Raw genomic sequence first — 19,085 nt, forward strand, 5'->3', positions numbered from 1 at the left:
CCCCCCCCCCCCCCCCCCCCCCCCCCCCCCCCCCCCCCCCCCCCCCCCCCCCCCCCCCCCCCCCCCCCCCCCCCCCCCCCCCCCCCCCCACCCCCGGTCCGCGACATCGCGGGCCCGCCCACCCCGAACCGCCTCCACACCCTCCGGCAACCCCGCCCGGGCCACACCCTGCCGCCCCTTCCCGGACGATTCCGCGCCGTCACGCCTGGTCGTGCCGCTCCAGCAGGGCCCGCAGCACCGCCATCTCCGCGGCGAGCGCCTCGCGGCCCGCGGCGGTGACGCTCACCCACGTCTTCGGGCGCTTGCCGTCGTAGCCCTTCTCGACCGCCAGCAGACCGGCCTCTTCGAGCACCGTGACGTGCCGGGACAGGTTGCCCGCGGTGAGGTCCAGGACGGACCTGAGGTAGCCGAACTCGACCCTCTTGACCTCGGCCGCGATCGTCAGGACGCCCAACCGGTGCCGTTGGTGGACGGTGTCGTCCAGGCCCGACGTGGGGTGTTCGGTCATGCCGCGATCCTGCCCCGCGCCCGACGGGCGACGAGGCCGCCGACCCCGCCGAGCACGAGGACCAGGGCCGACGACAGCAGGTCACCGAAGTCCAGCACCGCGACCGGCCACAGCAGCGTGCCGTAGACCCACGTCACCCACCCGTTCACGAACAGCGCCCAGACCCCGAACAGCACGGCGAACGACGTGCACAGCGCACTGCGCTCCACCCACGCCAGCCCGAGCACCCCCACCGCCACCACGAGCAACGGGCCGTACGGGAAGACCATCACCAGGTGGGCGACCAGGACCAGCGACAGGATCACGATCGCGGTCCGCAGCTTCCGCTTCGCGAGCAGCGTCGCCACCACGACCCCGACGACCAGGACCGTGAGCGCGACCGGCCAACCCCATGAGGAGAAGATCAGCCGGGTGACGAGCGGCACGCCCAGCAGCGGGAGGACCAGCACGAACAAGGTCACCTGGGCGTAGAGGCGCGTCGAGGTCTCCACCCCGACCTTCCCGGCCCGCCACCGGTACCACCAGACCGTCGCCAGGAACCCGGCGGTCAGCGCGCCCATCCAGTAGAAGTCCTTGCCCAGCGACGGGTGGTTGCCGAACGCGAGCCCGGTCGCCTGCCCGGTCGGGTGCAGCCAGTGCCACAACGCCGGCAGCTCGTTCATCGACCAGGAACAGGCGGACACGCACCGCTCGGGCAGGTACAGCGGGATCGCCGCCGCGACGATCGCCCCGAACAGCAGGAACGGGAACCAGTACCCGTGCCGGTCACGGCGGGCGCGCCGCCGCAACGCCGTCAACTCGTCGAGCAGGTCCTTCGGGTCACCGGCCACCGCACGTCCCCCAACTCCTCGCTGATGCAATCGAGTTTGCATTACAAACCTAATGCGGTCAACCGCTGCGGGAGGGCCCCGTGCCGCGCCGGGCTCCGGGCGCGTACACCCGATCGGAAAAGCGGTTGGCGCGTCCGCCCGGATTCCGGTGGACTTCCCGGCATGAGCGACCAGCCCGTAGTGCGACCGGCGCCCGTCAGCGGCTTCCCGGAGTGGCTGCCGCACGTGCGCCTGGTCGAGCTGCGCTGGCTGGACGGGATCCGCGCCGCCTTCGAGCGCTACGGCTTCTGCTCCGTCGAGACGCCCGCCGCGGAACGCCTCGAAGTGCTCATGGCCAAGGGCGAGACGTCCAAAGAGGTCTACACGCTCGGCCGGGTCCAGGGCTCGGACGACGGGCAACTCGGCCTGCGCTTCGACCTCACCGTGCCGTTCGCCCGGTACACGGCGCAGCACTTCAACGAGCTCGTCTTCCCCTTCAAGCGCTACCAGATCCAGCGCGCCTGGCGCGGCGAACGGCCGCAGGACGGGCGGTTCCGCGAGTTCACCCAGTGCGACGTCGACGTGATCAACGTCGACGAGGTGCCGATCCACTTCGACGCCGAGCTGCCGCGCATCGTGCACGAGGTGCTGACCTCGCTCGGCCTGCCGCCGTGGACCATCAACGTCAACAACCGCAAGGTGTTGCAGGGCTTCTACGAAGGCCTGGGCATCGAGGAGCCGCTCGGCGTGATCAGGGCCGTGGACAAGATCGACAAGATCGGTCCCGACGGCGTGGCGTCCCTGCTGGCCGACCGGCTCGACCCGGCCCAGACCAAGTCCGTCCTCGACCTCGCGGGACTCCGCGGCGGTGGTGTCGACGACGTGCGCGCGTTGGGCGTGCGGTCGGCGCTGCTGGACGAAGGGCTCGAAGAGCTGGACTTCGTCCTGCGCGAGCTGTCCGACCTGCCCGAGGTGGTGGCCGACTTCTCCATCGCCCGCGGCCTGGACTACTACACCGGCACCGTCTACGAGGGGAAGTTCGTGGACTGGCCGGAGTACGGCTCGATCTGCTCCGGCGGTCGGTACGAGAACCTGGCCGGGTCGTTCATCCGGCGCAGGCTGCCCGGCGTCGGCATGTCGATCGGGTTCTCCCGCATCTTCGCCAAGGTGCTGTCCGCCGGCCTGCTCGAGACGGGCCCGAGCACGCCAGCCGACGTCCTCGTCGTCCTGCCGCCGAACCGCCGCCGGACCGCCACCGAGACGGCGAAGGCGTTGCGCGCCAACGGCTTCAACGTGGAGCTGTACCACCAGGAGGACAAGGTGGCCAAGCAGGTCCGCTACGCCTCCCGCAAGGGCATCCCGTTCGTGTGGTTCCCGCCGTTCGAGGACGGCCGGCCGCACGAGGTGAAGGACCTGGCCACCGGCGCGCAGACCGCGGCCGACCCGGCGACGTGGTCGCGCGGACAGGGCTGAGCCCGCGCGACCAGCGCCTGTCAGCCGGCGGCTGACCAGCGATCGTCAGCAGCCGGCAGCGGCCGGCGTGCCGTCAGCGCTTGGCCAGCCGGTTCGGGATGGGGGCCAAGGGGTAGGTCCGCCAGAAGAACCGGTCGGCCGCGTGCTGGTCGGCGGCGAAGTTGACCGCCTCCACGATCTTCCGCCCGCGGATCCGGAACGCGAGTGCCCACGTGATGTCCAGGCCCTCCGGCGTGGTGCTCCAGCCGCGGTGCAGGTCGACGACCCACTCGCCGTCCGCGGCGAGGAAGATCGGCTCCGCGCGGAAGCCCGCCTTGGCGAGCTCGCCGAAGAACGCCAGCACCTCCTCGGCGCCGACCTTGGTGCCCGACAACGGGTGGTGGCCCGGGATCGTCCACCGGATGTCGTCGGCGAAGAACCGGCGCAGGGAGTTCACGTCACCGGAGCCGTAGGCCGCGTAGTAGTCCTTGATCAGCCGCACGTTCGGGTGCTCGGCGGAGGTCTCGGAGGTCGAGGCCGTCGCGGCGCCCGTGCCGAGCAGTGAGCCCGCCGCCACGCCCACCGCGGTCGCGCCCAGGCCGCGCAGCACGTCGGCCCGGGACAGGTGTTCCGTCATCTCACCCTCCTGGTGGTTGATCAGCTGTTCCAACGGGTGCTCGCGCCCGCCGTCACGTCGAGCACGGTGCCGGAGACGTACCGGGCGCGCGGCGAGGCGATGTCGAGCGCCACCACGTCCGCGCCCGCCCGCGCCGGCGCCACGCACGTCGCCCGGCCGATGCCGCAGGCCGCACCGGTGACCAGGGCGACCTGCCCGCGCAGCTCTCCACCGGACTGCCCCGCCGGACTCTCGCCCGGCTGCCCCTGCGCCGCACCTGCCATACCCGCACCTGCGCCGGCGGCCATCAGACCCGCGACACCGGCGCCCGCCAACAGCGTGCGCCGGTGCACCTTCTCCCCGTCGTCCATGGTCCCGATCGTGCGCAGCGGGCCGGTGCGCTGTCCAAGACCTGTGCCGATGCCGTTCGGTAATAGGGAGGCCCCGGGCACGGGTGGTGCGCCACCATGCCCTGGTGGACGAACTGGAACGGCTCCTGGACTCCTACGACGTGCGGTGGACCGAGCCGGACCCCGTGCTCAGGCTGCTCGCCGAGATCGACGCGACGGGTGACGAGGCGGCGGGCCTCGCGGCGTTGGCGACGCTGGCCCGTCGGCCGCGCGCGGTGATCGCGCTGGACTCCTACGCCCGACAGGTGCGCTGGCACGTGGCCGAGGACTACGTGCCGCCGCAGCTGACGAAGGCCGGCCGTGCCCAGCGGGTCGCGTCGCCGTTGGGCATCGCGTTGGCCAGCACGCACGGCGACGGGCGGCTGCGGGAGCGCGCGGTCGAGCAGATCGTCGCGCGGGGGTTGCCGGAGCTGGTGCCGTTCCTGGCGCTGCGGACCGGCGACTGGGTGCCGGAGGTCCGCGACCGGGCGCGCGGAGGGCTGGCCGTGCTGCTGCACCGCGACCCCGCACGGGTGCTGCCCGCCGCCGTGGGTGTCGGGTTGTGGATCGGGTCGTGGCTGCGGGGGACGTTCGTGCACCACCAGCTCCGGGCCGTCGCGGCGGATCCCCGTGCGCCGCTGGAGTCCTTGTTGCGGTCGCCGGACCGGGAGGTGCGCGCGTTCGCGTTCGAGGCCGGGACGTGGCGGCTGGACCGGAAGGTGTCGGTCGCGTTGACGGCTCCGGACGTGCGGCTGCGGTCCTCGGCGGCCCAGGCGGCGGCGCGGGACTGCGTCTGGTCCGCGCGGGTGGAGGTGTTGCGGCGGTTGGCCGCGTCACCGCACGCGGAGGTGCGGGTGGAGGCGTTGACCGGCTTGGTGCGGTTGGGCCGTGACGCGGAGGTGGTGGCGTACCTGGACGACAAGTCGTCGCTGGTGCGCGCGCTGGCACGGGCGGCGGCGTCACGGGTGGGCGTGGACGTGCCCGCCCACTACCGGTCGCGGGTGACCGCGGGCGCGATCGACGGGTTCGCCGAGGTGGGCGGCGACGGTCGGCACCTGGTGGAGTTGCTGGCCCACCCGACGGGCCGGATCAGGGCCCGTGCCGTGCGGGCGTTGCGGGTGCTGGAGCAGGCGACCGACGACCTGGTGCTGCCGTTGCTGCGCGACCCGTCGTCGCTCGTGGTGCGGGAGGCGACGGTGGCGTTGCGCTCGGTGCCGGCGGCGTTGCCGTGGGAGTTGCTGGGCGACGAGCGGCCCGCGGTGCGGACCGCCGGCTACCGGCTGGCGCGGCGGCTCGGCCGGGTCGCCGAGTTGCGCGCGGCGTTGACGGCGGTGGGCGACTCGCACGTCCGGTTGGCGCGGCGCGGTCGTGCGGACGTCGTGCGGATCGCGCACTCCCTGGTGTCGGTGCCGTGGCGTCGGCGGACCGTCGCGCCGTTGGAGGTGGGCGCGGCGGAGGCGCCCGGCCTGCGGGCGTTGCTGGCACGGGCGGCCGTCGACCTGGACGAGCAGACCACTCACCTGCTGCGGACACTGCTGGGCTGACCTGGTCGGCGCGGACCGCGCCGACCAGGGGTCAGGTGCGCATCTCGCGCGTCCGCCACATCACCAGCACGAAGTACGGCGTGCCGATCAACGCGATCACCAGCCCGGCCGGCACCTGCGCGGGCGCGATGACGGTCCGACCCACGGTGTCCGCCGCGCTCACGAGCACCGCGCCCACCCCCGCCGCGACCGGCAGCACGCGCGCGTGCCGACCGCCCACCAACGACCGGGCCAGGTGCGGCGCGACCAACCCCACGAACGCCACCACACCGATCGCCGACACGGCCGTCGCCGCCAGCACGCCCGCCGCCAGCAGGATCACCAGCCGCGACCGCTCCACCCGCATGCCCAGCACGCGCGGCGTGTCCTCGTCCAGGCTGTGCAGGTCGAGCTCGCGGTGCCGCGCCCACAGCAACGGGGTCAGCAGCACCAGCGCCAGCGCCGTGGGCACCACCTGCTCCAACGTCCGCCCGTACGTCGAGCCGGACATCCACGTCAGCGCCTTCGCGGTGTTCCACGGGTCCGACGTCACGATCAGCAGCGTGATCAACGCCATCCCGGCCGACCACATCGCGATGCCGATGACGACCAGCCGGTCCGAGTCCAGCCCCGACCGCCACGCCAGCCCGTAGACCAGCGCGAACGCCACCATCGCGCCCACGCCCGCCGCACCCGCGATGTGCCACGCGCCGGCCAGCGGCACCGCCGTGATCAACGCGATCGCGGCCAGCCCGGCGCCCGCCGTGATGCCGAGCAGACCGGGTTCCGCCAACGGGTTGCGGCTCACCGACTGGATGCCGCACCCGGCCACCGCCAGCGCCGCGCCCGCCACCAGCGCCGCCAGCACGCGCGGCAGCCGCTGGTCGACCACGAACGTCAGCGCCGTGCCCGTCCGCCCGGCGAACCAGTTCGCCAGGTCGCCCAGCAGCACCAACCGGTCCCCGAGCATCAGGCCCGCCGTCGGCGCCGCGACCAGCAGCACGCCCAGCACCACCGACGTCACCACGAGCCGCCGCGACGACCCCGCCACGCCGACCCGGCCGGCCGGCGCCTGGCGAGGCGTCCCGCTCGACCGCCCCCGCCGCGCCAACCAGATCAGCACCACCGCGCCCAGGACCGTGGTCATCACGCCGGTCGGCACCCGGACGGCCGCCGCCGAGCCCATGACCGCCCGCAGCAGCACGTCCGCGCCGAGCACGATCACCACGCCGACGAGCCCGGAGAACGGCAGCAGCATCCGGTGCTTGCCCAACCCGGGCACGAACGGCGTCAGCAGCCGGGTGATCACCGGCGCGCTCAGCCCGACGAACCCGATCGGCCCGGCGACCGTCACCGCCGCCGCCGTCAGCGCCACGGTCAGCAGCACCGCGCCCACGCGCGTCCGCCGCACCTTCAACCCCAGCACGGTCGCGTTGTCGTCACCCAGGGCCAGGATGTCGAGCGACCGGCCCATCACCAGCAACGCCGCCACCGCGACCACCACGACCGGCGTCATCTGCGCGGTCGCGTCCAGGTCGCTCACGGTCAGCGAACCGGAGCCCCAGGCGAACAGCCCGGTCGTCTCCTGCTCGTACATCAGCAGGAGCAGGACCGTCGCCGACTGGAGCGTCAACATGACCGCCGAGCCGACGAGCACCAGCCGCGGGCTGGTCGAACCGCCGCCGGACAGCGCGAGCACGACGACCGCCGCCGCGAGCCCGCCGACGAACGCCGCCGCGCCCGCGGGCAGCGTGGGCAGGCTCAGCCCGAACGCCGCGATCGCGACCACGGCCAGGTGCGAGCCCGCGTTCACGGCGAGCGTGTCCGGCGAGGCCAACGGGTTGCGCGCCACCGACTGCATGCCCGCGCCGGCCACGCCGAGCGCGACGCCGAGCAGCAACGCGGCCAGCAGGCGCGGCACGCGCGAACCCTCCAGCACGGCGAGGGTCTGCGCGTCCCCGTTGCCCACCAGGGCGTTGAGCACGTCGAGCACACCGGTCGACGCGGTGCCCTGGGTGAGGTGGACGGCGGAGAGCACGGCGATGAGCGCCACGATCCCCGCCGTCACGACGGCGGTGCGCATCATCAGGCGGTGGCAGCCTTCACGAACTGCTCGGCGACGTGGATGACCGACTTCGGCCCGCCGAACGTCCACGTGCCCGGCTCCAGCTTGACGACCTTCTTGCTCACCACGAACGGCAGCCGCTGCCACACCGGGTTCGCGGCGAGGCCGGTGGTGAACACGTCGTCCTCGGAAGCGCTGTAGAACAGCATGGTCTTCGGGTCGGTGAGCGCGGTCAGGCCCTCGACGTCGGTGGCGCCGAGGCCCCACTGCGGGTCGACCTCGCCGGTCCACGCGTTCTTCAGGCCGACCGCCTCGGCGGCGTCGGAGACCAGCGAGCCCTTGCCGAACGGGCGGATGTTGACCGTGCTGCCCTCGAGCCAGCCGTCGGCCATGAGGAACGGCGTGCCGGTCGCGCCCTTGGCCTCGACGGCCTTCTTGCCGTCGGCCAGCGCGGTGTCCAGTTCGGACAGCAGCTTGTCGCCCTCGGCGGACTTGCCGACCGCCTGCGCGATCAGCTTGGTGTCCTCGCGCAGCCGGTCCAGGTTGCGGGCGGCGTCGCTGGCCTGGGTGACGACCACGGGGACGTACTTCTCCAGCTGGTTGGCCAGCGTCTCGTCCCGGCCCTTGGCCATGATCACCAGGTCGGGGTCGAGCGCGACGATCGAGTCGACGCTGGGCTCGTTGCGCTTGCCGACGTCCTTAACGTCGGCGGCGAGCGGCACCGTCGCGTCCCACGTCTTGTAACCGGCCGCGTCCGCGACACCCACCGGCATGACACCCAGTGAGGCGATGGTTTCGGTCTCGGCCCACTCCAGCGTGACGACCTTCTTGGCCGGGGCGTCGAGCTTGACCTCCTTGCCGCGGGCGTCGGTCACGGTGACCGGCCCGCCGGCGGACTCGGTCGGCGTGGACGTGGGCGTCTCGGTCGTGCCGCAGGCGGACAGCAGCACAGCTGCCGTCACGAGGGCAGGGGCGAGCAAGCGCATGGCTGGGACCTCTCAGGGTGAAGGGAAGGGGGTCAGACCGGTCGCGGGGTGTGCCTGCCGAGGGGGCGGCAGTGGATCGCGCCGGTCACCGGGTCGTCGGCGACGTGCACCGTGACGCCGTAGGCGTGGGTCAGGTGCGCGCCCGTGAGGACGTCGCGGACCCCGCCGGCCGCGACGACCTTGCCCTCGCTCAGCAGCACGACCTCGTCGGCGATGATCGCCGCGTGGTCGAGGTCGTGCAGCACCACGCCGACCGCCACGTCGTGGTCGTTCGCCAGGTCGCGCACGACGTCGAGCACCTCGACCTGGTAGCGCAGGTCGAGGTGGTTGGTCGGCTCGTCGAGCAGGAGCACGGAGGTCTGCTGCGCCAGGCACGACGCCAGCCACACGCGCTGCAGCTCGCCGCCGGACAGCTCGTCCACGCCGCGGTCGGCCATCGCGGTCACGCCGGTCAGGTCCATGGCGCGCTCGATGGCGGCGCTGCCCTCCAGGTCCACCCCTCGCCACCCGGTCCGGTACGGGTATCGGCCGTAGGAGACGACGTCGCGCACCGACACGCCCGAGGGCGTCGGCCGCTGCTGGGTGAGCAGGGTGACGTTGCGGGCGAACTCCTTGCCGGACAGGGGGGCGTGGCCCCACACCGACCGCTCGCCCATCCGGACGTTCCCCTCGCGCGGCCGGTGCAGCCGCGCCAGCGAGCGCAGGACGGTCGACTTGCCGGACCCGTTCGGCCCGACGAGCGCCGTCACGGCGCCGGCGCGGAGTCCGAGCGAGACACCGTGCACCACCGCGCGGTCGTGGTGCGCCAGGACCAGTTCCTCACCGGCGAGCAGCGCGTCTCCCTTAGACATGAGGGGAGCCTAACCTAATGTGCAGGATCACCCATCTGGCCGTGATCTACTGCACTTCCCGGCCTATTCGGTAACGCAGCGCGATCAAGATCAGGCGTTGAAGTGGCGCCGCGTGTCCGCCACCAGCGAGTCGAACACCAGCGCGTTCAGCCGGCCGCCCACCTTGAGCCCCGGCTCGTAGGCGAACGTCCAGGTGAGCCTCGCCCCCTCGGCCGACCGCTCCACCAGGTAGTCCTCGCCGAACCGCCGGAACACCGGCAGGTTGGCCCGGTCGACCAGGAACGACTGCCGGCGGCCCTCCTCCCAGCGGATGAACACCTCGCGCAGCCGCAGCACGCCGAGCACGGCCGTCGTGCGCGTCGTGCCGACCCCGAACGGGCGAGGGGAGGTGTACTCCACCGAGGACAGCAGCCGGCACCACCACAGCGGGTTCGAGGCGGCCAGGCCGCGCCACACACGTTCGGGTGACACCGCCAGGTCCAGCACGTAGCTGCGGCGCTGCGGTGCCGAGTCGAAGAAGTCCACGTCGAACGGCTCCAAGCGGGGCACGTCGTCCAGTGTGCGGCCTGCGTGCCGGTTTCACCGCTCGTCGACGTGATCCCACTGCGGGGATCCGGCCACCCGATCGGCGGTGACCGGGCGCGACCACTCGGAGCGGCGCCGGGTTGAGCCGGTCGGGCGGACCCCGTGCCCGAACGTGTGGATCACCACCGCGGGGTCTTGGCGGTCACGGGAGGGCACTGGTTGCCTACACCCGGTAGGCCCCGACGAGAGGTGCGAGCCGATGGCGCAGCCGTTCCAGCTGCCGGATTTCTACCTGCCCTACCCGGCACGGCTCAATCCGAACCTGGAGCGCGCGCGGGCGCACACGAAGTCGTGGGCGCACGAGATGGACATGATCGACGTGCCGCAGCACGGCACGGTCGTCTGGACCGACGAGGACCTCGACTCCCACGACTACGCCCTGCTCTGCGCCTACACCCACCCGGACGCCTCGCCGGAGGACCTCGACCTCGTCACCGACTGGTACGTGTGGGTCTTCTACTTCGACGACCACTTCGTCGAGCTCTACAAGCGCAACCCGGACGTGGCGGGCGCGAAGGCCTACCTCGACCGGCTGCCGCTGTTCATGCCGGTCGAGGGCGCGATCACCGAGGCGCCGACGAACCCGGTCGAGAAGGGCCTCGCCGACCTGTGGGCGCGCACCGTCGGCAGCCACTCGCCGGACTGGCGCCGCCGGTTCGCGGCCAACACCGAGCACCTGCTCGACGAGTCCATGTGGGAGCTGCTGAACATCTCCGAGGGCAGGCTCGCCAACCCGATCGAGTACGTCGAGATGCGCCGCAAGGTGGGCGGCGCGCCGTGGTCGGCGAACCTGGTCGAGCACGTCACCGGCCTGGAGGTGCCCGCCCGGATCGCCCTGACCCGCCCGATCGGCGTCCTGCGCGACACGTTCGCCGACGCCGTGCACCTGCGCAACGACCTGTTCTCCTACGAGCGGGAGGTGCTGGACGAGGGCGAGCTGAGCAACGGTGTCCTGGTGCTGGAGAAGTTCCTGGACATCCCGACCCAGGAGGCCGCCGAGGCGGTCAACGACCTGCTCACCTCCCGCCTGCACCAGTTCGAGCACACCGCCGTCACCGAGGTGCCGCGCCTGCTCGACGAGCACGCCGTCGACCCGGCCGGCCGCCTCGCCGTGCTGGCGTACGTGAAGGGCCTGCAGGACTGGCAGGCGGGCGGGCACGAGTGGCACGCCCGCTCCAGCCGCTACATGAACGAGGGCGCGGTCACCGCGAACCCGGTCCTCGGCGGCCCGACCGGGTTGGGCACGAGCGCCCTCCGCTCGCTCGTCGCCACCGCGCCGCAACGCCTGCGCGCCTTCAGCCACGTGCCGTTCGAAGAGGTGCCGCCGATGCCCGAGCCGGCGCTGGACATGCCGTTCGCGGTGGCGGTGAGCCCGCACTGGCACGACGCGCGGGAGAAGAGCGTCGCGTGGGCGGGGGAGATGGGCTTCTTCGACGACGTGCCGCGCGTGTGGACCGAGGGCAGGCTGCGCGACATGGACCTCGCGCTGTGCTCGGCGGGCATCGACCCGGACGCCACCCGGGAGGAGCTGGAGATCTCCGCGCTGTGGCTGACCTGGGGCACCTACGGCGACGACTACTACCCGGTCGCGTTCGGCCGCACGCCCGACCTGGCCACCGCGAAGGCCACCACCGACCGGCTCAAGCAGATGATGCCGCTGGAGGGCGCGTCGCCGTCCCCCGTGACCCCGCTGGAACGCGGCCTCGCCGACGTCTGGCAGCGCACCACCGCCCCGATGCCGCACGACAACCGGCGGCGGCTGCGCCACGAGGTGGAGCTGATGCTGGACAGCTGGCTGTGGGAGCTGGAGAACCAGCACGAGCACCGCGTGCCCGACCCGGTCGACTACGTCGAGATGCGCCGGCACACGTTCGGCTCGGAGCTGACCACGAGCATGGCCAGGCTCGGCCACGGCGGGCTGGTGCCCGACGAGGTCTACCGGACCCGCACCCTCCGCAACATCGAGAACTCGGCGATGGACTACGCCGCCATCGTCAACGACCTCTTCTCCTACCGCAAGGAGATCCAGTTCGAGGGCGAGCTGCACAACCTGGTGCTCGTCGTGCGCAATTTCCTCGACGTGGACCCGGACCGGGCGCGGGGAATCGCGACCGATCTGGCGAACGCGCGGTTGGCGCAGTTCCGGCACTCGGTGCGGGTCGAGCTGCCCGCGTTGTTCGAGGAATTGCGCCTCGAACCCGAAGTGCGCGAGGCGGTGAACCGGTACGTGGACGAGCTGAAGGACTGGATGTCCGGCATCCTCCACTGGCACCGGGAGGTCGTCCGCTACCACGACGCCGACCTGGCCAAGCGCTTCGGCGGCCGGGAAGTCGCGTTCCCGCCGCAGGCCCTGCGCGGTCCGACGGGCCTCGGCACGGCGTCCACCCGCATTCTGGTGAACAAAGGGTGACGTAAAGCTGAATACCGGTCGTCGTAATGGGGAACAGAAGTCCGGGGTGATTTACGAGACCTTTCACTCCTGAATTCCCCGGATTCGGTGGCAGTATTGGCGCCGTGGGCGAGGGCGGAGTGCGCTACCGGTTGTTGGGCCCGGTGGCGGCGCACCTCGACGGCGAACCGGTGCGGCTCGGCGGGCCCAAGCAGCGCGCGGTGCTCGCCGCCCTGCTGCTCAACGCCAACCGCGTGGTCTCCGAGGAGCGGCTGATCGGGCTCGTCTGGGACGGCGAACCGCCCACCAGCGCGCGCGGCCAGCTCCAGGTGCGGATCTGGGAGCTGCGCAAGCTCCTCGGCCGGTCCGCGATCGTGCGCCGCTCGCCCGGCTACCTGATCGAGGTGGCGCCGGGGCAGCTGGACGTCCAGGTGTTCTGCGACGCCGTCACGGCGGCCCGCGTCGACCTGGCCGAGGGGCGGGTGGACGCGGGGGTCGCCCGGCTGCGGGACGCGCTGGCGCTGTGGGAGGGCCCCGTGCTCGGCGGGGTGACCGAGGCGTTGCAGGACCGGGAGGGCCGCTCGCTCGACGAACGGCGGCTGGCCGCCGTGGAGGACCTGTTCGACGCCGAGCTGCGCGCCGGTCGGCACGCGGCCGTGATCGGCGAGCTGCGCCGGGCGGGCGACGAGCACCCGTTCCGGGAACGGCTCCAAGCCGCGTTGATGCTCGCCCTGCACCGGTCGGGCCGCACGTCCGAGGCGCTGGCGGCGTACGCGGAGACCCGGCGGCGGTTCACCGCCGAGTTGGGCATCGAACCGGGGCGCGCACTGCAGGAGCTGCACGTCCAGGTGTTGCAGGGCGAGGGGTCGGCGCCCGCGCCGGTGGCGCGTCCCGCCCAGCTGCCGCACGACGTGCGCGGGTTCGCCGGGCGGCACGCGGAGCTGGCGCGGTTGGACGACGCCGGGATCTGGGTGATCACCGGCGCGGCGGGGGTCGGGAAGACGGCGTTGGCGGTGCGCTGGGCGCGGCGGGCCCGGGACCGGTTCCCGGACGGGCAGCTGTACGTGGACCTGCGGGGGTTCGACGCCGACCACGAGCCCGTGCCGCCCGCCGCGGCCCTGGCGCAGCTGCTGCGCGCGTTGGGGCGGCAGCGGCTGCCGTCCGGGGTGGACGAGCTGGCCGCGCTGTACCGGACCGCGCTGGCGGACCGGGACGTGCTGGTGCTGCTGGACAACGCGCGCGACGGGGACCAGGTCGCGCCGCTGCTGCCGCCGTCCGGGATGGTGCTGGTGACCAGTCGGCACCGGCTGGGCGACCTGGTCGCGCGGACCGGCGCGCGGTCGCTGCCGCTGTCCGTGCTGCCCGCCGCGGACTCCCGCGCCCTGCTGACCGGGGTCCTGGGCGTCGAGTCCTCCGACTCGCTCGACGAGCTGGCGCGCCTGTGCGGCCACCTGCCGCTCGCGTTGCGCATCGCCGCGGCGAACCTCGGGCCGCAGGTCCGGGTCGACGACCTGGTGGCCGAGCTGCGGGCCGACCCGTTGACCGGGCTGACCGTGGACGGCGCCGACGAGAGCCTGCTGACCCGGGCGTTCGGCGTGTCGTACGCGGCGTTGACGCCCGGCTCCCAGCGGCTGTTCCGGCTGCTCGGCCTCGTGCCGGGCGCCGACTTCACGCCACGCGAGGCCGCGGCGTTGCTGGACGTGCCGCCGGCCGAGGCCGCTCGGCTGCTGCACGGGTTGGCCGCCGCGCACCTGGTGGAGCGGCACGGGCCGGGCCGGTTCCGGTTCCACGACCTGGTGCGCGACTACGCGCGCACGTTGGGCGGGGAGGAGGGGGCGTGGGACCGGCTGGTGGGGTTCTGCGTGGCGGCGGTGGACGCGGTGGACCGGCACTTCAGCCGCCACCCGCTGCGGCTGCCGCGTGAGGCCGACCCGGAGTTCGAGGTGGACTTCGCGTCGTCCGCCGAGGCCGTGGCGTGGTTGGAGGCGGAGCACGACAACCTGACGGCCGTGCTGCGGCACGCCGCCGTGCGCGGTCCGCACCCGACGGCGTGGTACCTGGCGGACGCGATCCGGTCGGTGTTCCTGCACCGGGGGCTGCGGGCGGAGTGGCTGGACGTCGCGTTCCCGGTGCTGGCGGCGGCCCGCGGCGTGCCGCGCGTGGAGGCGTTGATGCGGCAGGGGATCGGCGCGGCGTGCGTGCACCTCGGGCGGCGCGACGAGGCGATCCGGCACCTGGAGGCGGCGTTGCTGGCGCACCGCGAGGCCGACTGGCCGGAGGGCGAGGCGGCGACCGCGAACAGCCTGGGCATCGCGCTGCTGGCGGCGGGCCGGTTCACCGAGGCGAGTGATCTGTTCACCCGGTCGTTGGACGCCGGGACGCGGACCGACCGGATGATGGCGTTGAACAACCTGGGTTTCGCCGAACGCCAGTCCGGTCGGCTGGACCGGGCGCTGGCGCACCTGGACCGCGCGCTGGCCATCAGCGTCGAGGACGGCTCGCAGTGGGGTGAGGCCGTGGCGCGGGTGAACCTGGGGTACGTGCTGCGGTCGTGCGGCGACCTGTCGGGGGCGCGTGAGCACCTGATGGCGGCGTGCGCGCTGCACCGTCACCTGGGCAATCGCTACGGCGAGGCGTCGGCGTTGACCGGGCTGAGCCTGATCGCCACCGACTTCGGCGACCTCGACCACGCCCTGTCCCACGCCACCGAGGCGCTGGCCGTCGCCCGCCGTGAGGACAACCGCGAGACCGAGGTCGGTGCCCTCATCGCCCTGGGCAACGCCGAATCGGCCGCCGGCCGCCACCGTGACGCGGAGGTCCACCACCGCCAGGCCGTGATGCTGGCCCGTCGCTGGTGCTCGCCGTGGCAGCTGGCCGAGGCCCTGACCGCCTTGAGCGCCACGGTGTCCGCCCACGACCGGGCGGCTGCGCTGCCGCGGTGCCGGGAGGGCTGACCCCGCCGGCAGCGTCACCTCACAGGACAGAGCAGAGCTAGTGCTCGCCGTGCAGGCCGCGGGCGATGCGGATCAGCTCGGACCGGCGGTGGCGGCCGAGCTTGCCGCGGATGTTCTCCAGGTGGCGGTTGACGGTGCGCAGGGCGACGGCGAGCTCTTCGGCGATCTCGCGGTTGTCGTAGCCCTTCGCCAGGCACCGCAGCACGTCCTGCTCCCGGTTGGTGAGGTGCGGGGTCCCGCGGTGCAGCTCGCCGACCAGGTGGGCGGCGAGTTCGGCGGGGATCACGGGTGCGCCGAGCACGGCCGCGACCGCGTCACCGAGTTCGGCGGCGGTGGCGGCCTTGGTGATCCAGCCGTGCGCGCCGGCCCGGATCGCGGGCAGCACGTCGTGCGGATCCGCTTGGGACAGCACGAGGATCCGCACGTCGGGCCACTGCCGGCGCAGGTGCCGGATCACGTCGAGGCCGTGCCCGGCGGGGCGCCCGACCCGGCTGTCGAGCCGCAGGTCCACCAGGGCCACGTCCGGCCGCAGCCGGTCGGCCAGCAGGCACGCCGTCGCCGCGTCGGCGGCCTCGCCCACGACCTCGGCCCGGCCGTCGCGATCGAGGCCGGCGCGGACGCCGTCCCGGGTGACGGGGTGGTCGTCCACGACGAGGACCCGCACCGGCGCCACGGTCACACCTCCCTGGTCAGGGCCGGACGGGTCGGCACGCGCAGCTCCACTTCGGTGCCGTGACCGGGGCTGCTGCGGATCCGGACCTGCCCGGCCAGCCGCTCGACCCTGGCCCCGACGGACACCCGCAGGCCCAGCCCGCCGGTGTCGAGGTCGGGCGCGAAGCCCACCCCGTTGTCGCGGACGGTCACCGTGACGTGCCGGCGCTCGTGCAGCACGGTCAGCCAGACGCGGTGCGCCCTGGCGTGCTTGTCGACGTTGGTGAGCAGTTCCCGGACCGCCGCCACGATCTCCTCCACCACGTCCGGCGGCAACCGGACGGGACCGCTGGCGACCAGGCGCACCGGCAGTTCCCCGTGCCGCCCGGCGAGTTCGGCCAACCGGTCGCGCAACGACGCCGTGGCGTTCGGTCCGGGCGGGGCCGGGCCCGGGTCCGAGCGCGCGAGGCCGCGCAGCGCCGCTTCCTGCCGGGCGATCCCCTCCGCCACGGCGGCGAGCGCCGGCCCGGCGCCCAGGTCGCCGATCCGGGCCCGCAGCCGGCCGAGGTCCTGGAGCACATCGTCGTGGATCCGGGCGGCGAGCCGCTCCCGTTCGGTGGTCCGCGCGGCCTGCTCGCCGCTGCGGACCGCCTGCCGGTGCAGCAGGTCGACCTGCCCGGCCACCGCGCCGACCACGCCGCCGAGCAGCACGTAGGACAGGCCCCAGCCGGTCATGGTCAACACCTGGAGGAACGACAGCCCCGCCGGCGTGACGCCATTGGCGGCGTAGGCGACCGGCAGGGTCAGGCCGAGCACCGCGCCCGCGGCGATCCCGCCCCGGAGCCGGTGGACGACCGCGCACGCCGCGACCGCCGCGGCCGGGTAGGCGCCGGTGAACGTCGGGTGGTTGGTCAGCAGCGCGTGCGGCGGGTGCACGTAGCCGGACGCCACGACCAGCGCCATCGCCACCCCCAGGTCGACGGCCAGCACCCGCCCGATCCGCCGGACGGCGGCGACCGTGAGCCAGAGCGTCCAGCAGCCCGCGGCGAGCAGGGCGAGACCGGCCTCGACCGGCCGCTGGATCTGCCCGCTGAGCAACGCCACCACCAACATCCACCCGAACGCCAGCCAGCGCAACGTCAGCACCAGCAGCATCGGCGCGGGGTGCCCGGCGGCGTCGGCGGTCATCTAGCCGGCCCGCACGATCACCCGCGCGGACGGCCAGGTGCACGTGGACCGGCGCAGGAACTGCTTGCGGCAGGCCGCGACCTCGACCACGTACGCGCCGCCCGGCGGCGGTGCGGGCACCGTGTACTCGTACCCGGCGGCTTCGCGCTGGACGGCGGCGCCGGGCGTCGAGCCGTCCGGCCACCAGGCGACGTTGAACGCGTCGGCCGCGCCGTAGCTCCAGCCGACCCGGATCCCGTCCGGCCCGGCGTCGACGGTGGTGATGCAGGGCCGGTCGAGCGGCGGGCACGGGCTGCCCAGGTCGCGGACGGTGGAGTGGCGCTCGCCCGGGCGCACCTGCGGCGTGCCGCCGCTGCGCAGCACGATCGCGCCGCCGTCGAAGTTCTGGTAGGCCAGGGTGTCTTCGGTGCCGCCGTCGCGCGGGTGGCCGAGCCGTCCGGCGGGTCCGCCGTCGGCCGCCCAGACGGCGAAGACGGCGGCCAGGATCACCGCCGGCTTCGCGTCCGGTCGCTCGTACACGACGTAGTCCTGGCCGAACCCGCCCCGCTGGTCCCGCACGACCCACGGCGTGTAGCGCAGGCCGGCGGCGTCGACGAGGGTGTCGCCGGCCGGGCAGCCCACCGGGTCGCGCTCCCACCACTCGAGCACCGACGCGTCCACCGCGAAGCGGGGGCAGGCGAGCCCGATCGAGCGCTCGTAGCCGATGGCGACCGCCATCATCACGGCCGCCGCGCCCACCGCGAGCAACGCCACCAGGGCCCGGCTCACCCGCCACGGCAGGGACGTCCGCTCGGCCCGGCCCCCGGCCGCGGGATCGGGGAGCAGCCGCACGAGCAGCCGGGCGTGCCGTCCCTGCCGGCGCAGCCACCACGTCGCCGTCGGCGCCCACCCGGCCACCGCGGCGCTGGTCGCGACCACGCCGTCGGCCTCCGCCATCACGTGGACGAGGCCGACCGTGCACACCACGGCCAGCGTGGTCGTGCCGAGGTCCCGGGCCAGCCGCCACCAGCGCGGCGCGGCCAGCCACTGCCACGCCCAGCCGACGCCGATGTCCCACACGTCCGGGTCGACCGACCGGCGACCCAGACGGGCGTCCCGCAGCACCGCCCGGCGCAGCGCGAAACCGAGCTGCCACCACGCGAGTTGCGCGCCGAGGATCTCCGCGAGCACCCGGTGCCCACCGCCCGACGCGCCGATCGCCCCCACGCCGCCAAGTCTGGCGGTGCCGGCCACCCGGCCGCACTCGCCCGGTCGGCCGCACGGCGCAGCCGAAGTGGGCAACTCCACCCACCGGGCCGTGGGCGATCACGGGCGCTTACCGGCGGGCCGGGAGAACGCCACCATCTGAACGCGGAACCACATCGGACGAATCGAGGGGAAATGCTCAACGTCAGACGGGTCATGGTCCTGGTCGCGGCCGCGCTGCTCGGCGCGGGCCTGTTCGCCGCGCCGTCGGCGGCAGCCGCGCCGACCAACCCCTACCTGCTCATCAACGGCTACAGCAACCTCTGCCTGGACGTCGCCTACGGCAGCCTCGACGACGGCGCGCGCGTGCAGCAATGGGACTGCTACGGCGGCCCGCCGGAGCGGTGGCACCTGGAGGTCGTCGAATCCCTGCCGGGCATGACCTACTACCGGCTGCGCAACGACAACAGCGGGCGGTGCCTCGACGTGCCGGACAACACCCCCGGCACGGGGGTCCACCAATGGGGTTGCTGGGGCGGCTGGATGCAGCAGTGGCAGGTGACCCACGTCGCGCCGAACTCGCTCCAGCTGCGCAACCGCCAGAGCGGGCTCTGCCTGGACAACCGGGACTGGAGCCTGCCGCCGGGCACGACCATCCAGCAGTGGCACTGCAACGGCGCCGCCGTCCAGCTGTGGCGGCTGGCTTGATCCGCTCGGCGTCGTCCGGCGGCCGCGGTGGCGGGCCTGTTCGTGGCCCGTCCCGCGGCCGCCGCGGACGTGCGCGCCGACGTCCTCGACACCGGCCCGCACCCCCACAGCATCGCGTGAGCTCCGCACCCACCGGCCCACGCTCGCGCGATGGGCTGGAAGCCGAACGGAAGTGAGGTGGAAGTGGAGGTGCTTAGCGTCCGCGACGGCCTGCTCAGTCGACTGG

The 19,085-nt window shown here is 73.7% G+C and carries 16 protein-coding genes; 5 read left to right on the top strand and 11 right to left on the bottom strand.

The window, feature by feature from the left end:
* Positions 1-199: 199 nt before the first annotated feature.
* Entirely contained in the window at positions 200-508 is a 309-nt protein-coding gene (locus tag ACZ7GX_RS24725; RefSeq protein WP_498779896.1) for a transcriptional regulator, read from the bottom strand.
* Positions 505-1,338 (bottom strand): hypothetical protein, encoded by an 834-nt coding sequence (locus ACZ7GX_RS24730; RefSeq protein WP_498779899.1) that lies wholly within the window; start codon positions 1,336-1,338, stop codon positions 505-507. Before ACZ7GX_RS24730 ends, ACZ7GX_RS24725 begins: the two co-directional genes overlap by 4 nt.
* 162 nt (positions 1,339-1,500) lie before the next feature.
* Here ACZ7GX_RS24730 and hisS point away from each other — a divergent pair, with 162 nt between their 5' ends.
* Positions 1,501-2,790: a histidine--tRNA ligase gene (gene hisS, locus ACZ7GX_RS24735; protein ID WP_498779900.1), complete on the top strand. Its 1,290-nt coding sequence runs from the start codon at positions 1,501-1,503 to the stop codon at positions 2,788-2,790.
* Positions 2,791-2,863: 73 nt separating this feature from the next.
* On the opposite strand, the gene ACZ7GX_RS24740 is transcribed toward hisS, so the two are convergent.
* Positions 2,864-3,406, bottom strand: coding sequence for a nuclear transport factor 2 family protein (locus ACZ7GX_RS24740; RefSeq protein WP_498779902.1), 543 nt, complete (start codon positions 3,404-3,406; stop codon positions 2,864-2,866).
* A 20-nt stretch (positions 3,407-3,426) separates the two neighbouring features.
* Positions 3,427-3,756, bottom strand: coding sequence for an SDR family NAD(P)-dependent oxidoreductase (locus tag ACZ7GX_RS24745; protein WP_498779905.1), 330 nt, complete (start codon positions 3,754-3,756; stop codon positions 3,427-3,429).
* 104 nt (positions 3,757-3,860) lie between these two features.
* Here ACZ7GX_RS24745 and ACZ7GX_RS24750 point away from each other — a divergent pair, with 104 nt between their 5' ends.
* Positions 3,861-5,318, top strand: a complete 1,458-nt coding sequence (locus ACZ7GX_RS24750) for a hypothetical protein (RefSeq protein WP_498779906.1) — start codon at positions 3,861-3,863, stop codon at positions 5,316-5,318.
* A 31-nt stretch (positions 5,319-5,349) separates the two neighbouring features.
* On the opposite strand, the gene ACZ7GX_RS24755 is transcribed toward ACZ7GX_RS24750, so the two are convergent.
* The 4 genes from ACZ7GX_RS24755 to ACZ7GX_RS24770 form a co-directional block, all read right to left on the bottom strand.
* Entirely contained in the window at positions 5,350-7,383 is a 2,034-nt protein-coding gene (locus ACZ7GX_RS24755; protein ID WP_498779907.1) for an iron ABC transporter permease, read from the bottom strand.
* A complete protein-coding gene (locus tag ACZ7GX_RS24760; RefSeq protein WP_498779908.1) occupies positions 7,383-8,348 on the bottom strand; it encodes an ABC transporter substrate-binding protein in 966 nt (321 codons plus the stop codon). The genes ACZ7GX_RS24755 and ACZ7GX_RS24760 overlap by 1 nt, the downstream gene beginning before the upstream one ends.
* Positions 8,349-8,380: 32 nt before the next feature.
* Positions 8,381-9,199 (bottom strand): ABC transporter ATP-binding protein, encoded by an 819-nt coding sequence (locus ACZ7GX_RS24765; protein WP_498779910.1) that lies wholly within the window; start codon positions 9,197-9,199, stop codon positions 8,381-8,383.
* A 90-nt stretch (positions 9,200-9,289) separates the two neighbouring features.
* Positions 9,290-9,748, bottom strand: a complete 459-nt coding sequence (locus tag ACZ7GX_RS24770; protein ID WP_498779912.1) for an SRPBCC family protein — start codon at positions 9,746-9,748, stop codon at positions 9,290-9,292.
* A gap of 235 nt (positions 9,749-9,983) precedes the next feature.
* Here ACZ7GX_RS24770 and ACZ7GX_RS24775 point away from each other — a divergent pair, with 235 nt between their 5' ends.
* Together ACZ7GX_RS24775 and ACZ7GX_RS24780 are read left to right on the top strand one after the other, a co-directional pair.
* Positions 9,984-12,194, top strand: coding sequence for a terpene synthase family protein (locus ACZ7GX_RS24775; protein WP_498779913.1), 2,211 nt, complete (start codon positions 9,984-9,986; stop codon positions 12,192-12,194).
* Between the two features lie 104 nt (positions 12,195-12,298).
* Complete coding sequence (locus tag ACZ7GX_RS24780) at positions 12,299-15,127, top strand: AfsR/SARP family transcriptional regulator (RefSeq protein ID WP_498779914.1); 2,829 nt, start codon at positions 12,299-12,301, stop codon at positions 15,125-15,127.
* 37 nt (positions 15,128-15,164) lie between these two features.
* On the opposite strand, the gene ACZ7GX_RS24785 is transcribed toward ACZ7GX_RS24780, so the two are convergent.
* Genes ACZ7GX_RS24785 through ACZ7GX_RS24795 form a run of 3 tightly spaced genes read right to left on the bottom strand, consistent with a single transcriptional unit; the run spans position 15,165 to position 18,172 of the window.
* Positions 15,165-15,800 (bottom strand): response regulator, encoded by a 636-nt coding sequence (locus ACZ7GX_RS24785; RefSeq protein WP_498779915.1) that lies wholly within the window; start codon positions 15,798-15,800, stop codon positions 15,165-15,167.
* 2 nt (positions 15,801-15,802) lie between these two features.
* Positions 15,803-16,966: a sensor histidine kinase gene (locus tag ACZ7GX_RS24790; RefSeq protein ID WP_498779916.1), complete on the bottom strand. Its 1,164-nt coding sequence runs from the start codon at positions 16,964-16,966 to the stop codon at positions 15,803-15,805.
* Complete coding sequence (locus ACZ7GX_RS24795; RefSeq protein ID WP_498779918.1) at positions 16,967-18,172, bottom strand: hypothetical protein; 1,206 nt, start codon at positions 18,170-18,172, stop codon at positions 16,967-16,969.
* Between the two features lie 174 nt (positions 18,173-18,346).
* On the opposite strand from ACZ7GX_RS24795, the gene ACZ7GX_RS24800 reads away from it, so the two are divergent.
* Positions 18,347-18,859 carry an RICIN domain-containing protein gene (locus ACZ7GX_RS24800; protein WP_498779919.1) on the top strand — a complete coding sequence of 171 codons (513 nt, stop codon included), beginning with the start codon at positions 18,347-18,349 and terminating at the stop codon, positions 18,857-18,859.
* Positions 18,860-19,085: the final 226 nt, after the last annotated feature.

The organism is Actinosynnema sp. NPDC037264, assembly GCF_055603705.1.

Excerpts from the sequence above, each read along its gene's own strand:
- ACZ7GX_RS24725 (WP_498779896.1), bottom strand. The coding sequence starts at position 508 with ATGACCGAACACCCCACGTCGGGCCTGGACGACACCGTCCACCAACGG.
- hisS (WP_498779900.1), top strand. The coding sequence starts at position 1,501 with ATGAGCGACCAGCCCGTAGTGCGACCGGCGCCCGTCAGCGGCTTCCCG.
- ACZ7GX_RS24740 (WP_498779902.1), bottom strand. The coding sequence starts at position 3,406 with ATGACGGAACACCTGTCCCGGGCCGACGTGCTGCGCGGCCTGGGCGCG.
- ACZ7GX_RS24745 (WP_498779905.1), bottom strand. The coding sequence starts at position 3,756 with ATGGACGACGGGGAGAAGGTGCACCGGCGCACGCTGTTGGCGGGCGCC.
- ACZ7GX_RS24755 (WP_498779907.1), bottom strand. The coding sequence starts at position 7,383 with ATGATGCGCACCGCCGTCGTGACGGCGGGGATCGTGGCGCTCATCGCC.
- ACZ7GX_RS24760 (WP_498779908.1), bottom strand. The coding sequence starts at position 8,348 with ATGCGCTTGCTCGCCCCTGCCCTCGTGACGGCAGCTGTGCTGCTGTCC.
- ACZ7GX_RS24765 (WP_498779910.1), bottom strand. The coding sequence starts at position 9,199 with ATGTCTAAGGGAGACGCGCTGCTCGCCGGTGAGGAACTGGTCCTGGCG.
- ACZ7GX_RS24775 (WP_498779913.1), top strand. The coding sequence starts at position 9,984 with ATGGCGCAGCCGTTCCAGCTGCCGGATTTCTACCTGCCCTACCCGGCA.
- ACZ7GX_RS24790 (WP_498779916.1), bottom strand. The coding sequence starts at position 16,966 with ATGACCGCCGACGCCGCCGGGCACCCCGCGCCGATGCTGCTGGTGCTG.
- ACZ7GX_RS24800 (WP_498779919.1), top strand. The coding sequence starts at position 18,347 with ATGCTCAACGTCAGACGGGTCATGGTCCTGGTCGCGGCCGCGCTGCTC.